Origin of the sequence: Shewanella sp. NKUCC01_JLK (genome assembly GCF_019345615.1) — a bacterium.
In the GTDB taxonomy this organism is placed as follows: Bacteria; Pseudomonadota; Gammaproteobacteria; order Enterobacterales; family Shewanellaceae; genus Shewanella; species Shewanella oncorhynchi.
The window spans coordinates 119,760-133,812 of the sequence record NZ_JAHKRD010000001.1; the positions used below are offsets into that span (position 1 = coordinate 119,760).

The following is a 14,053-nucleotide window of genomic DNA, read 5'->3' on the forward strand; positions in this document are numbered from 1 at the left end:
AAGGGAACACAATGGCGTTTAAAATAGCCTCATCACCCCATGTCACACGTAATTTGCATACCTCAACTGTGATGCAAAGGGTGATTTTATGTTTACTGCCGGGCCTTGTGGTGCAATGCGCCTTTTTTGGCTGGGGCACGCTTGTTCAAGTGTTGCTTGCGATTCTTGTTGCCCTAAGCTGTGAGGCCGCGGTGATGAAACTTCGCAATCGTGATATCAAAACCAGCCTTAGCGATAACAGCGCCATGCTGACCGCAATCTTGATTGGTGTCGCCATTCCTCCCCTAGCACCTTGGTGGATGATAGTGATGGGCACCGCCTTTGCGATCGTTATCGTTAAGCACCTTTACGGCGGTTTAGGCCATAACCTGTTTAACCCTGCAATGGCGGCGTATGTATTGCTGTTAATCTCATTCCCAGTGCAAATGACCACTTGGATAGCACCGAGTACCGTTGCGCTGCATTCGCCTAGCCTAGCTGAGAGCTTGCAACTTATCTTCAACATTGGCGCCCACGTTAACTTGGAACAGTTTCGTTTAGGGATAGATGGCATCGCAATGGCGACACCACTCGATACCCTTAAAACCGATTTATCCCTAGGATTAACCACCACTGAAAGCCAGACTAAAGCCATCTTTGATGGCAGCACAGGCGTAGGTTGGTTCTGGGTGAATTTAGCTTATCTGGCTGGCGGTTTAGTGTTACTTAAACTGAAAGCCATTCGTTGGCACATCAGTACTGGCGTGTTATTGGGGCTCTTTGTTGCATCGAGTATCGGTTTCTTACTGTCGCCCGATACCCAAGGCAGCCCCCTATTACATTTGTTTTCTGGCGCGACCATGTTAGCGGCATTTTTTATCGCAACCGATCCCGTCACAGCAGCAACCAGCCCCCGTGGTCGCATTATCTTCGGCGCGTTAATTGGTGTGTTGGTGTATATCATCCGCATTAAAGGCGGTTACCCTGACGCCTTTGCCTTTGCCGTGTTATTGGCTAACCTCTGCGCCCCCTTTATTGACTACTATGTGCGGCCACGCACCTATGGTCATTCAGCTAGCTAAGGCCATTTGGCGGACTACCGTCATGCTACAAGATAATGTCATTCTGCTGGCAACGAGAGCTTAAGGAAAAAGAGTTGAAAAATCCGATGATTAAAAATGGTTTTTTATTGGCGCTGTTTGCCTTGATTTGCACGGGTCTCGTCGCCGCGGTCAATCAACAAACCTTTGACAAGATTAAGCAGCAAGAACAACAGGAATTGATGCGAGTATTGCAACAATTAATCCCTGATGAAATACATGATAACGAGCTTACCGCTCAGTGTACCTTGCTATTAAACAAAGAAGCATTAGGCACGGATAGTCCAATGCCGGCCTATATTGCTACCCATGCAGGCAAGCCTGTCGCTATCGCCATGGAAGCCATAGCACCCGATGGCTATAGCGGTAATATCAAATTAATTGTTGGAATTAATATCCAAGGTGAAGTCTTAGGCGTACGTACCTTGTCCCACCAAGAAACCCCTGGGCTGGGTGACAAAATTGAACTACGTAAATCGAATTGGGTCACTCAGTTTGTTGGTAAAGTGTTGGGCTCTGCAGATGATAAGCAATGGTTAGTTAAAAAAGATGGCGGCGATTTTGACCAATTTACCGGTGCAACCATTACCCCGCGCGCTTATGTTAAAGCAGTCAAAAACGCGGTATGGTATTTCAGCACTAACCAAGCACAAATTTTCAGCCAGCCGCTAAATTGTGAGGCCAACCATGACTAATTATCGCGAAATTGCGTGGCAAGGACTGTGGAAAAACAATCCAGGCCTAGTGCAACTGTTAGGTTTATGTCCGCTACTTGCGGTTACAGCAACGATCACTAACGCCCTTGGCCTTGGTCTAGCCACTATGCTGGTGCTGATTGGCTCTAACATTTTGGTGTCACTGGTGCGCGACTATGTACCCAAAGAAATTCGTATTCCTGTGTTTGTGATGATCATCGCCGCGCTAGTCACCACAGTGCAACTGCTCATCAATGCCTATGCCTACGGCCTGTATTTATCCCTTGGGATCTTCCTGCCATTAATTGTGACGAACTGCATCATCATCGGCCGCGCCGAAGCCTTTGCCTCGCGCAATAATGCGTTTAGTGCCGCCTTCGATGGTCTAATGATGGGCCTTGGTTTTACTTTAGTGCTTACAGTGCTGGGCTCAACGCGGGAAATCTTAGGCCAAGGCACACTGTTTGATGGTGCGGATCAACTGCTCGGCCCATGGGCTAAATCGTTAACCATGCATCTATGGCAAGTCGATACCCCATTTCTCCTTGCTATGTTGCCACCCGGCGCATTTATCGTGATGGGATTATTGATTGCATTGAAAAATGTAATTGATAAAAAAGTCAAAGAACGCCAACCTCAAGTCGCCGCAGAGCCGAGTGTTACCCGCGCACGGATCACTAAGGTAGGTTAGGCTTTCAAGTAACGACTGGCATTATGGCGATCAGATATGCCCTAGTGTTAACGCGTTTAATGTGTGCCTAGCACATGATTAGCGGCAAAACTCAAAGCATAAGAAAATCAGCGAACGTGGGTTGTAAACTCATCAATCATCATTAATAAGATAGTGATAATGAACGGTTGAGAGTTGACACCCACCACAGCGCAGGAATCGTACATGAATCAAGAAAAACGTATCCAGATCCTCACTCGTCTTCGCGATAACAATCCCAAACCTGAAACCGAACTCAATTTTTCAAGTCCCTTCGAACTGCTAGTGGCAGTGACGTTATCGGCCCAAGCAACAGATGTGAGTGTCAACAAGGCAACAGACAAGCTCTTTCCTGTGGCAAACACAGCCCACAGCATTTATGCCCTTGGCGTAGAGGGTTTAAAGCAATACATAAAAACCATAGGCTTATACAACAACAAAGCCATCAATGTGATCAAAGCCTGTGAGATCTTGATTGAAAAGTACAATGGCGAAGTACCAGAAAACCGCGAAGCCCTAGAATCTCTGCCCGGCGTTGGCCGCAAGACGGCTAACGTGGTACTAAACACTGCGTTTGGTTGGCCAACCATCGCCGTAGACACCCATATTTTTCGCCTCGCCAATCGCACTAAATTCGCGCCCGGCAAGAACGTAGTCGAAGTGGAAGAGAAAATGCTAAAAGTCGTGCCGGCGGAATTTAAAGTCGATGTACACCACTGGTTTATCCTGCACGGACGCTACACTTGCCTCGCGCGCAAACCCCGCTGTGGTAGCTGTATCATTGAAGACTTGTGTGAATACTCTCCACCAAAAATAAAGTAAAGAATCAGATTTATTTTATATAACAGATTCATTAGATAATCTGTTTTTTATCTTTACAAAAAGCCAAAGACCTACCATAGTGTATTTATGTGTAAGCGATATTGAATTATGTAATGAATAATTTGAGGGATAATATTCAGGTTAGGATATATAAGGATATAAAAAGCGCTTCGTTTCCAGTCGTAGTTAGGAACGGCTTCCTCCCATGCTGCTTGTACCTGAATGCTTATCTAAACGGCAATCATAACTCCCCACTTTCCAATGCGAGATCACGCACCTCAAAACAGTCACCGTCATTCTACACTCGAAAGAAATATGCCTATGAGTTGAAGTTTTTATATTGCTTCTTCATGGAGAATGGTATTGACCTTGTTGAGCGTGTAGCATGTGGATCGTTTTTATCGATCGAGGAAATTGATGACTACATTCGTGCTTGTAAATTCTATGTGGACACAGAAGACGATAACAAAGACAGCACGGTAGTCAGCCTGACTGATAAAAGGATAAGAGATGCGATACATGCGACATCCAACAGTCAGCCAGAAGTGTCAGCGCATACGTTTAATCAACGCCTCAATCGCCTGAAAGCCTACATTGAATTCCTATATGTGTGCCATCACTACGATAGAGCTGAAACTGATCAGCAAATCAGTACGGATGCTCAATTTAATAAATTTAAACTCTACATAAGCTCGGTGATATCTCACTCTAGAAAAGACAACACGGTTGTTAAAGATCCCCTTGAATCCGTAATTTCAGCGGATAAGTTCTTTGATTTATTAGAAATTATTAAAGAGCGCTCGCCAAATAACCCATTCAAGTCGAGCAAGCTTCGAAATCAAATCATCGCCCAAATATTGATTGATACTGGCGTTCGTGTGGGTGCTGTATTGAAATTGAAGGTGAGTGATTTAGTGGATGATTGGGGCAACCCTAGATTCCGACTGACCCGAACACCTAATGACCCAACGGACACAAGGCAACTTCCCGCCGCGAACAAAACAAAAGCACTCTCGGTTTCCATCTCTTGTGACCTGATGAAGCTCATTAAGCTCTATATTGAAACCGTGCATAATAGTACCCCAAACGCTCATGAGCATGATTTTGTCTTCATCTCGGAAAAAGGGAAAACCATCGGAAAGCCTATATCATACAACGCCATTCACAAGGTCATTAAGACCTTTGGGGATGCCATTGGGATAGCGCTGCACCCCCATTTACTTCGTCATAAATGGAATGAAATCTTTGAAGATAAAGCAAAAGAAAAAGGATTTTCAGCAGATAAAATTGAAGACCTTCGCAAATATGCGATGGGTTGGGTGGAAGATTCAAAAATGGCCTCCATCTACAACGAATTCCAATTAGCCGTAACGGTGGCGGAAATCTCATCGAAGAACCAGAGACGATCCGTGCCCAACCTGAGAGACGCCCTATGAACAGCCTGGAATTAAATGATTTAATAAATCGTTATGAAGGAACAAGTACCTTTCAGTCAAAAATGGTGGGCTATGATTTCGACCTCTTTTCAGATGAATGGGTGCTCGGTTACAAGAAAACCCTTTACCTTGGCTGGATGCACACGTTAGACAGCAACGTTTTTCTCGATTTGCGACTGGCTATCGCTCACGCAGCAAAACATTATGCTTATACAAGTCTAAATGGTTTTGTCAGCATCTTAAAAACGCTTTGCCAGTATATAGAGCCCGCAACGTTTGAAGCGTGGTGGCTAACACTGACGGACTATAAAAGGAATATAAGAGATGCGCTATATGCATTTTGTCAGAGAAGCCATGAGTACCGTAGCCTTAACCTGACTCCGCTCTATAATCTCGTTAAGGAAGAAAACCTAGGGAGAAGCAATTTTCATAAAGGCATCCTTGATGAAAAAACAGGCGCGTACAGTGAAATCGAGCGTGATAACCTTCTTGAAGCCCTTAGAATCGAAACGCTCCATGCACTCGATAATGAGTTCATCACCATATTCCCTATTATCCGCCTGAGAAATGTTCTGGCTTGTCAGTTGATGGTCGCCATCGTAAGAAGACCTACACAATTAGTTCAACTCAAATGGTGTGACCTCTTGCGAGTGGGTCAGGCGTTTACCTCACACAAGCAGCATAACCGTGATTGGCAGCCTCTGACACAGCATCACTTTTCTGATGTGGAGCAATTGCACTTGCGAACCTTTAAAGGAAAAGACGGACGATTTAGATGCAATGCAGAATCACGCTCACATCGACTCGATCCAAACCTGTCTGAATTGCTTCTCCAATATTACCAAGTGTATGAAACCTATCTATGTGTATGCTTGAGCAAGTGCGACATCGCATTAACTGAGAGTGACGTCAAAGCACTGATGCAACGACTGCCACTGCTTCTAGACCAAAGTTTATTTTCAGCAAAATTCGAGTCGAAAGAGAGCCTCTTTCGCTCAGTGAGCGATACATCCGAGGCATTTCATCTATCTTCTGTAAATCTTATTAGTTGTATTTATTACCTCTTCAAGCAAAAGCTCGACATTAAAAGTGACCGCATCGCCCATCAGCCACTTGCCTTTAAAAATAATCGCTGGCGTCACACCCAGTTAACCCTTGCTGCTTGGATGGGATTTAGCCCCGCACAGGTTGCCGCCATTACCGGTGTCACCGTGCAGTCCATCCAATCTTATCTTGATTTAAAAGCGCCGGAACGGGTCAAAATTGACCAAGCCTTTGCGGGGAACAGTGTTATAAAGCGCTTTGATAGCATCTCTTCGAAAGAGTTACAACAACACCCTGATTTTGTCGTTAAAAATCCTTTTGATGAGGAAATGGGGCACAAACTGAACCCCGCCAATTGCGCCAGCTGTCAGTCAAAAGGGGCCGCCCCGATGGGGTGCTATCCCTGTGATAACTTTCGACCGTTAGAAACCGCCAATCATCAGCCGTATTTGGATAAAGCCGAGCGTAAACTGGCGATTAACAGTCAATCAGCGCATCCCGCCACGGTCAAACGGCTGCAAACCATTATCGCCTATATCCGAGTGACGATTACGCTTTGTGAAGAGCGAAAAAACCTGAAAGTAGGTGCGCAGATATGAGCACGATAAATCGCTACATTGATAATCAACGTGTTTATGCAGCCAAAAAGAAAACGCAGCCACTAATGGGCTTCACTAACGCTCAGGGGGAGCCTGCTTCATGGTATGACATGGCGGTGACATTCACTGACAGCGGCGGCAGAACCCTCAACATTGTCTTTTGCAATCTGAATAAAAACATACCGAAGAAAGGTACGCGCTTCACAGAAAATGATCGATTAGTGCCTGAAAAACACGATTTATTGTTTGCCTATACGCTTGATATATTAAAGGAAAACGTAAGTACATATGACAAGCAACAAAAAATCACAACTGCAAGACGCTTCCTTTGCCACTTAGGTGAGAATGTTGCTTCAGCCTCCCTTGAAAAGATCCAACACGCCATAGACTCGCTGACATATCCAATCTCCCTATCGGGATTCATCAACTGGCTACACCATCATAAAATGCTGCCCAAAAGCTGCCAGCCCTACTTAAATAACCCCCGAAATACAATGCGAAAGAAAAGTGGTGATGACGCACTGGCGGCGGAGAAAAGCAAACTGCCTTCGGAAAAAGCGCTGTTGGCGATCGGCGCTATCTTTCATGATGTCATCCCCCCCTATCAGGATGATGACCAAAATGATATTGATGCTTGGCAACCGCTTATCGCTTCGACGCAAACGCAGCGAGACAGTTTTATTTGCACCATGGCAGCGCTAGGCATGGCGTCACCCAATCGCATCGGAGCAGAGCAAGTGCTTCTGACAACACAACGCATCCAGCGCCATACAGAGGTTGTCGACGGACAAGAAAAAACGGTGCATTATCTTAACTGGCGAGGCTCAAAAGGGTACAAGGACAATCAAAATCACATCAATGCCGAAATGGTTGAGAGTGTAAACCGAGCCTTGCACTACACCATTCTAACGACGGAGCCTACCAGAGCGCTCGCTCGATTCTATCGACAACCAAATCGCCCACTGAAAGAAATACTGGGTGATTTTAAGCCGAGCGATGAGAATATCGCCCTGCTTAAGCCATCCATGAACAAACCCACGCAGCTGTTGCATCTTGGCTTGCTGCTGGGCTTTTTTGACGGCACTGATAAATGCCTGCGAGTTTCACCTGACACAAAAGGGGCAACCGACAAAACCTCTAAATCGCATAATCCAAAGTTCATCAAACCCATCGCCCAACTTGAGCCGTTCGATACACTGGTGTTTAAGCATCACTGCCCTTACGCTCGGACGCTGACAGGATGTAAGTTCACAATACAATATCAATACCAAAAATATACCGCAGGTCAACAAGCGCTTACAGTGGCAACCTTTCAAAATCACATCATCAAGATAAATCAATCTAAACTGAGCGGCTATAATTATCATCAAACGAAGTCTGTCGATGTTGAAAACGCCTTGTTTATGTATACAGAAAAGCAAATGGGCGGCAGGGTAACACACCCTTTTCTTTTGGTGCCGATAGGTACTCTCACTAAGTTCTTTGCTGAAGAGTTAATTAAACGCAATAAAAACAGACTGACTATTTTTGAGCGACATGGCTTTGCCTCCGACTTTGCGCTAAAGCCTCACCAACTGCGCCATTGGCAAAATGATTATCTTGCGAAAAAAGGGTTGCCTCATCATCTCATTACCCTGCTGTCAGGTCGGCAGAGCGCAGAGCAGACCCTGACTTATATTCATACCACTGACGCCGAGAACGCCTCGGTGATTGGGGATATCTCTTACTCAAATGAGCTAGAAAGCGACGTAAAAGAGAAGGTAAGCCTTCGTATTAGAACCATGAACCAATACAATGAGGCGATCGACAATGAAACGCCGACTTTTGTTCATGAAACAGGGTTTTGCACTCAGAACCTCGCCCTATCACCTTGTACTTACATGTCGGAGTTTGAAACACAATGTGCGCTGTGCTCATCGTCGTGCCATATCACCCATGATAGTGAGGCAATTGCCTTGCTTATGAAGGATCTAAAAGTACAGACGCATAACTTGGAAAAGATTCAGACTGCCATCAACTTTGTCACCAGTCGATGCATGCAGATGTGGTACAAAACCCATTATCGCAACACATGCATGTTAAAGCACCTCATTGAAGTGCTGTCCGATGACACCATCGAAAAAGGCAGTATGGTGCGTTTACTTACTCGTTCAAACAGCATAAGAATCACCAATTTAGAGACAAAAAACGTGGCAGAGCACAAGTTGGCGCTTCCTGATGTCGAGCATGCCCTTCAAGCCGCGCTTGAGGCCAAAAATGCTAAAAACCAAGATGAAGCCACAAATAATTTCTTAGGCTTTCTAGGTTCACTCTAGGGGGGGATATGGCACTTAAATCACTCGAAACGGAACAGCAAATCTCCATACAGGCCCTCATTCGAAACTGGGAAGGTAAATTAACCTGGGACTTTTTAGTCACAAAAATTGAATCCAGTTTAGGTATTGCGACCACGAGACAAACGCTCGACAAATACGCTAATATCAAGCACGAATACAAGCAAAAAAAGCTAGCTTTAAGGGGTAAGCCTGTTTCGCCTGATAATAAGGAACTGATTTCTTATTTACAGAAAGACGTGGAATTAGCGCAGAAGGTAATCCAACTCGAAGCACAGCTTGCGGTAGCAAGCTCAGAGATTGGCAAACTTCAAGCTTTCATTCAAAAGTTATCCAGCATTGGCAAAACCAACCCAAGTGTCATGGATGTGTTTCAAAAGACCTTACGAGACGTTGAAAGTAGCAATAAGTAAACATCACACGTAGTTTTTAAATGTTTGTACATTTTATTGAATTTTAGTTGGATGAGTGGTCTATGAGTCAATTTGAAATTGATAAAATTAGAAGTTGGACTAACGAAGAGATTAGCTCCCCTTACTTGTTAATTTCCCAGGAAGATTGCACCTTACACTTAGGTTACTATGCTGGAATGGGAACAGCTGATAGCACGCCAATAGAACAATTGCCTCCAATTTATAAGGAAATCATTAGTGCATGGTTAGAATCTGGAGTGTTAAGGCAAGCAGGTGAATCGTTTCCGCTTTACCCAGGAAGTCACTTGTTCAAAAGACTGATCCTAGATTGTTCGTATTGAGTCAATTTTTATCTAAGACCACTGCACACGCCAGATTAAAGGCAAAGGGTGACTAAAGAAAAAAAGAAAAAGCACCCAGACCAGGGTAATCCTCCCTGAAGCCACACAAGCACAAAAAGCGACTGAAATAAGCAAACAGGGCTCGCTCGAAAGTTTACTAGGCCCACCAGAGTGCAAGCAGAGCTGAAGCGGCAGATCTCACTTGGCAGGAATCATTTAGATGTGTCTATGGCAAGAGTGCCCTTATGTCACAACTCAAGGCTTCCGCCAATTGATATGCCTTTTCGAGCGTGATGTTTACCTCTCCACGCTCTATTCGCCCCATATAACTGCGGTCTATCTCAGTTAGTAGTGCAATTTTTTCTTGGGAAATGCCTCGCCGTTTACGTTCTTCTCGTAATTTAGCCCCAAATTGGATTGCTAAGTCTTTCATTTTTCATCTCGTTAAAGAGAAAGACTATCCAAAGTTGCGGCTTATAATGCCACGGATTATAATCCGCATTTTGAAAACAATGCTCTTCTAATGCCTAGTTGGAGCACTAAACAGCCTCTTGCGAGAACGTCATGTCTAAAGTCTCAATCAAAATATGCCCTACTTTGCATACCATTCTCCAGGACGAGAGCTTCAACAATTTTCAAATTAAGAGTTTACGCGACGCTTATCTTGCTGCTTCGACTAGCGGTATAACGGTCAGTAAAACCTACAATTTCACTTATCAACAGGTCCACAGACTCGTGAAAAAGGGGCTCTTAGATAAAAATGTAGACCAACAGTCGAAGGAAACGACTTATCAAAAGACAACGAACTTTTTCCAAGCAAATTTCATCCTGCAAAGCGCAAAAAAATCCGAAGCCGTACAGGTAACACCTACAAATAGGGAAAAGCATAATACTATTAAACAATTAGAAGAGCGGCTCAAGCAGTCAGAAATCGATTTGCTGACAAGCATAGGTGAGTCGGAAGAGTATATGCGTTTATACCAATCCTTTCCCGAAATGAAAGCTCATCTCGAATCACAGTATTTGTTGGCTCGTGAAACGAGCTCAAAACTGCTAGGTCAAATCAAAGCGATTAAATCAGCTATTACCCATCAGCAAAAGTAACTCCATGCAACTTAGACAATGGCAATCTGAGTGTGTCAAACGCGCTCTAAGGCACTTTTATGGTGCTCACAAACATTTCCTTTGCTTAGCAACACCTGGTGCAGGCAAATCAATTATGGCCGCCGAAGTTGCTGCGAGACTATTTGAGGATGGTCTAATCGATTTTGTGTTGTGCTTCTCTCCATCAGTGAATATCTCTCAAGGGATGAAACAGACATTTTCCAATCGTCTGGAGTGCCGATTTGATGGCGTGATAGGTTCAGTTGGTTGCTCTTATACTTACCAAGGAATGTTGGCTTTTAAAGAGGATTTTTGGCAATTATTGAGAAAAAATCGAGTCCTCGTCATCTTTGATGAGATCCATCATTGTGCAGGGAGCTCTCTTGAAGATGCAAACGTATGGGGGGAAGAAATCCTACTCAACATACAGACCCAAGCGCAGTACACCCTAGCGTTAACGGGCACGCCTTGGCGCTCGGACCAAGCACCGATTGTTTTATCTCGATACACAGATCCAGATAACCTAATTCAATGTGACTATGTTTATGGCCTTAAGGAAGCAGTTGCCGATGGTGTATGCCGCAGCCCTCACATTGTACTAATTGATAACGACAAAATTTTAGTTACAGACGAAGAAAACGAAACAAAGACTTATGGCTCTTTGGATGAGTTATTGAAAAGCTCATCAATCCCTTATCAGTCGATCATCGAGAATCATGAGGCGATTCAACATATCTTAGCGTTAGCAACAAACAAGTTAAGAGCCATAAAACAGCCCAACCCTAATGCCGCCGGACTTATTGTCGCATCATCTGTATCTCACGCTGCGGATATCTTGAAGACACTCAAAACAGAGTTTAATGAAACAGCTCAGATAGTTACCTACAAAGAGGATGATCCATCTGCCAAGATAAATGAATTCAGAAACAGCACAACTAACTGGATCGTGAGTGTAGGTATGATAAGTGAGGGGACTGATATCCCTCGCCTGCAGGTTTGTTGCCACCTTAGTCGAGTAAAAACTGAGCTTTACTTTAGACAGGTTTTAGGTCGTATTTTACGCACTAATGATTCGCTTAATCAGCAAGCTTGGCTATACACCTTTGCTGAACCAAAACTTGTAGAATTTGCCAGTCGTATAGCTGAAGAAATACCGGATACCCCAGTGATATTTAGCGAGCCAATTGAGATAAAGCTCAAACAAGAGTTACCCGAACCCCTTGATATGACAGTGAAAGCGATGCCTCCTTCTAACAGCAATATTCACAATATTGGCAGGCTGTCAATCAATACACAGACGCCATCGTATTCTATAGAGCTTTCATCGCGGCATATTTTAGGTACACCAACATCATTATCATTTGAACTTTTAGGTGGTTTTAGAGAAAAAGTTGTCTCAACTTTTAACTCACCGTTTTAAGTCATAACATCTGAATTATAGTTCAACCACTTTTCTCGACACTTTGAGTTTTATGGTGACACCATAAAACTCAAAGTGATTCACAACTAGAAAGCTTTTGGGCATAAATGAGCTAGAGCTTTTGCTCTATCTCCAATCGATTAGATTAGGAAAAGTATAGTGGTTCAGTTCAGCTTTTAATCCGAGAAGCAATTAATGTCGCTTTAGCAGTTGCTCAATGTGAGTGGCAATACAGCTAATCGATTCACTGACAGCATCTATAACAAAGTCAAAAGCTCTTCCATAGCCGACGCTCAAGCTGGCGGTATCAAACCCAAGATCTTGCAGAGTATCGATACACTTCTTAACTGCATCATGGGCATCAGCGATCCTAAGGTCGTTATTCAAGAACAGCGCCTCTAGTGTGGCATTGCGTTTTTTCCAACCTTCGGGTTCGTTTTCTGATGTAAAGCAATCAATAGTTTCATGCTGTTCGTTCAAAAATTCGAGTATGTTTAAAAGACTTTGAATCAACTTTAAACTTCCTAGATTCTTCACGTCAGCGCTTGGACAACCGGCATGGCGAAGAAGTGACTTGAGAAAACCATTTGGGATTTTTTGGAGAATCTCATGAAGACTCTTACAACGAGCCAAGAATACCTGTTGTGTCATGTCTAGTGGCGCGACCTGAGCTAGTCGTACAAGAGACGGGTAATGCAACCATCCATTCGCATCAACTTCTTGTTGACTAAAACCTGTTAGGTCTTCAGGTGCATAAAGTTGCCCAGTAGCCTCTCCTAGCGCTGACAACCCTTCTCCTAAACGTATAAGGCCTTCTAGAAGTCTTTGTACCTTTATTGCAATATGCTCTTCGTCTAGATTTAATTGTTCAACAACTTCTGGCTTTACCTCATAATTATTCGCGTGAACAATTTCTCTATCAGGCTTGGCTTTATATAGTTCACGAATGGGTACTCGGATTAAGTTTCTCCCAACTCGTTGGCATTCTGTAAAACTCCACTGCCCTTTATATGAAGGTGAACTCCACCATTGTCCATAGATGTTTATGGGTGTGGTGTCATAGAAGTTACTTTGCTCATATTTTTCGAGGAAGCGATCATCCAAGTAGATATTGTAGTTAGCCATAAGTGCATTTGCCCTAGCATGTGTCATAGGCTCTTTGTCATCAGCCCAGAGCAAGGTTTCTGCATCTTGCTCCAAACACAGTTCAGGTAAAACGGCTTCAACCGAAGCCCAGAGCTGAAGGAGAATCCCGCCTTTGTGTTCTCGGAGATCTAACTCATACCATTCAGGGCCTTCATCTGGTTTTAATACAACATGAGAATTACCATTCAATGATTTTCGCAATTCTGGAGTATCTTCTAATTGAGCTTCATAGAAGAAAACCCGCACTCCTTTAGCACCACGAAGCCACAAATAACGGCGGAGATATTCATTGGACATTTTCCAGCATACATTGCGCTTCAAGTGACCTTGATATTCGCTTGATACTTCCCCCTCCGCGACGTCAAATTCTGGTAGGTTTAGGGCGTCATATATGAGTCGCTGTTCATCATTACCGATGCAGCGAGGTGTGAGACCAAGAGTCATCCAAACCTTTTCAGCGAGGCTAAAAGTGTAAAAGGAAGTGTCTCCCCAAGCCGCAACTATGTAATCATATCCAGAGATTGAAGGACTGAATTGAGCAGATACTGCCTTTTTTTCACCAAAGGGGACAGAGAAAGCTACAACGCCGTCACCTGCCTCTTTCAAGACTTCAATTGGGCCATCGTTACCCTCAGGAACAACAGCCATCTGAAGGTGCAAATGTTCTGCATGTTTTCCATAAAGATCAGTCTCCTGCATGCAAGCGACCTCAACACGTAAATCAGGAGATAGGCCTACAGGCTTCAGTAACTCTTTTAGTCTATGTGGCAAAATGGATTCCGACAGAGGGAACGATTCAAGATAATTAAAATTCATGGTTATCAATCCGATTTTGATTACTCATATGTGCACGGCTAGATCTGTAATCAGGACACTAATTGCAACAGCCTCTAAGTATGTGCATAGTGGAAT

General features: G+C 44.0%; 13 protein-coding genes. 11 read left to right on the forward strand and 2 right to left on the reverse strand.

All coding sequences use genetic code 11. The features are described 5' to 3' along the window. The first annotated feature begins 11 nt into the window (after positions 1-11). The 9 genes from rsxD to KO537_RS00665 all read left to right on the forward strand — a co-directional run bounded on the left by rsxD (position 12) and on the right by KO537_RS00665 (position 9,471). Positions 12-1,061 carry an electron transport complex subunit RsxD gene (rsxD, locus tag KO537_RS00625; protein ID WP_219233609.1) on the forward strand — a complete coding sequence of 350 codons (1,050 nt, stop codon included), beginning with the start codon at positions 12-14 and terminating at the stop codon, positions 1,059-1,061. 74 nt (positions 1,062-1,135) lie between these two features. Continuing rightward, positions 1,136-1,774 (forward strand): electron transport complex subunit RsxG, encoded by a 639-nt coding sequence (rsxG, locus tag KO537_RS00630; protein ID WP_105252444.1) that lies wholly within the window; start codon positions 1,136-1,138, stop codon positions 1,772-1,774. After that, positions 1,767-2,465, forward strand: a complete 699-nt coding sequence (locus KO537_RS00635) for an electron transport complex subunit E (protein ID WP_219233610.1) — start codon at positions 1,767-1,769, stop codon at positions 2,463-2,465. The genes rsxG and KO537_RS00635 overlap by 8 nt, the downstream gene beginning before the upstream one ends. A gap of 204 nt (positions 2,466-2,669) precedes the next feature. After that, complete coding sequence (nth, locus tag KO537_RS00640; protein WP_219233611.1) at positions 2,670-3,305, forward strand: endonuclease III; 636 nt, start codon at positions 2,670-2,672, stop codon at positions 3,303-3,305. A gap of 350 nt (positions 3,306-3,655) precedes the next feature. Continuing rightward, positions 3,656-4,741, forward strand: a complete 1,086-nt coding sequence (locus KO537_RS00645) for a site-specific integrase (RefSeq protein WP_251070986.1) — start codon at positions 3,656-3,658, stop codon at positions 4,739-4,741. Next, positions 4,738-6,384, forward strand: coding sequence for a hypothetical protein (locus tag KO537_RS00650; protein ID WP_219233613.1), 1,647 nt, complete (start codon positions 4,738-4,740; stop codon positions 6,382-6,384). The genes KO537_RS00645 and KO537_RS00650 overlap by 4 nt, the downstream gene beginning before the upstream one ends. Beyond that, positions 6,381-8,699: a hypothetical protein gene (locus KO537_RS00655; RefSeq protein WP_251070987.1), complete on the forward strand. Its 2,319-nt coding sequence runs from the start codon at positions 6,381-6,383 to the stop codon at positions 8,697-8,699. Before KO537_RS00650 ends, KO537_RS00655 begins: the two co-directional genes overlap by 4 nt. An 8-nt stretch (positions 8,700-8,707) precedes the next feature. After that, a complete protein-coding gene (locus KO537_RS00660) occupies positions 8,708-9,130 on the forward strand; it encodes a hypothetical protein (RefSeq protein ID WP_219233614.1) in 423 nt (140 codons plus the stop codon). 62 nt (positions 9,131-9,192) lie between these two features. Further along, on the forward strand, positions 9,193-9,471 hold the full coding sequence (locus tag KO537_RS00665; protein ID WP_219233615.1) for a hypothetical protein: 279 nt from the start codon (positions 9,193-9,195) through the stop codon (positions 9,469-9,471). Between the two features lie 226 nt (positions 9,472-9,697). Here KO537_RS00665 and KO537_RS00670 read toward each other — a convergent pair whose 3' ends face one another. After that, positions 9,698-9,904, reverse strand: a complete 207-nt coding sequence (locus KO537_RS00670) for a helix-turn-helix transcriptional regulator (RefSeq protein ID WP_219233616.1) — start codon at positions 9,902-9,904, stop codon at positions 9,698-9,700. 131 nt (positions 9,905-10,035) lie between these two features. Here KO537_RS00670 and KO537_RS00675 point away from each other — a divergent pair, with 131 nt between their 5' ends. Both KO537_RS00675 and KO537_RS00680 read left to right on the forward strand, forming a co-directional pair. Then, positions 10,036-10,575 (forward strand): response regulator, encoded by a 540-nt coding sequence (locus KO537_RS00675; RefSeq protein WP_219233617.1) that lies wholly within the window; start codon positions 10,036-10,038, stop codon positions 10,573-10,575. Between the two features lie 4 nt (positions 10,576-10,579). After that, positions 10,580-11,995, forward strand: coding sequence for a DEAD/DEAH box helicase family protein (locus KO537_RS00680; RefSeq protein ID WP_219233618.1), 1,416 nt, complete (start codon positions 10,580-10,582; stop codon positions 11,993-11,995). A 192-nt stretch (positions 11,996-12,187) separates the two neighbouring features. Here KO537_RS00680 and KO537_RS00685 read toward each other — a convergent pair whose 3' ends face one another. Further along, a complete protein-coding gene (locus KO537_RS00685) occupies positions 12,188-13,957 on the reverse strand; it encodes a hypothetical protein (protein WP_219233619.1) in 1,770 nt (589 codons plus the stop codon). Between the last annotated feature and the right edge of the window lie 96 nt (positions 13,958-14,053).

Excerpts from the sequence above, each read along its gene's own strand:
- rsxD (WP_219233609.1), top strand. The coding sequence starts at position 12 with ATGGCGTTTAAAATAGCCTCATCACCCCATGTCACACGTAATTTGCAT.
- KO537_RS00635 (WP_219233610.1), top strand. The coding sequence starts at position 1,767 with ATGACTAATTATCGCGAAATTGCGTGGCAAGGACTGTGGAAAAACAAT.
- nth (WP_219233611.1), top strand. The coding sequence starts at position 2,670 with ATGAATCAAGAAAAACGTATCCAGATCCTCACTCGTCTTCGCGATAAC.
- KO537_RS00645 (WP_251070986.1), top strand. The coding sequence starts at position 3,656 with ATGGAGAATGGTATTGACCTTGTTGAGCGTGTAGCATGTGGATCGTTT.
- KO537_RS00650 (WP_219233613.1), top strand. The coding sequence starts at position 4,738 with ATGAACAGCCTGGAATTAAATGATTTAATAAATCGTTATGAAGGAACA.
- KO537_RS00655 (WP_251070987.1), top strand. The coding sequence starts at position 6,381 with ATGAGCACGATAAATCGCTACATTGATAATCAACGTGTTTATGCAGCC.
- KO537_RS00660 (WP_219233614.1), top strand. The coding sequence starts at position 8,708 with ATGGCACTTAAATCACTCGAAACGGAACAGCAAATCTCCATACAGGCC.
- KO537_RS00665 (WP_219233615.1), top strand. The coding sequence starts at position 9,193 with ATGAGTCAATTTGAAATTGATAAAATTAGAAGTTGGACTAACGAAGAG.
- KO537_RS00670 (WP_219233616.1), bottom strand. The coding sequence starts at position 9,904 with ATGAAAGACTTAGCAATCCAATTTGGGGCTAAATTACGAGAAGAACGT.
- KO537_RS00675 (WP_219233617.1), top strand. The coding sequence starts at position 10,036 with ATGTCTAAAGTCTCAATCAAAATATGCCCTACTTTGCATACCATTCTC.
- KO537_RS00680 (WP_219233618.1), top strand. The coding sequence starts at position 10,580 with ATGCAACTTAGACAATGGCAATCTGAGTGTGTCAAACGCGCTCTAAGG.
- KO537_RS00685 (WP_219233619.1), bottom strand. The coding sequence starts at position 13,957 with ATGAATTTTAATTATCTTGAATCGTTCCCTCTGTCGGAATCCATTTTG.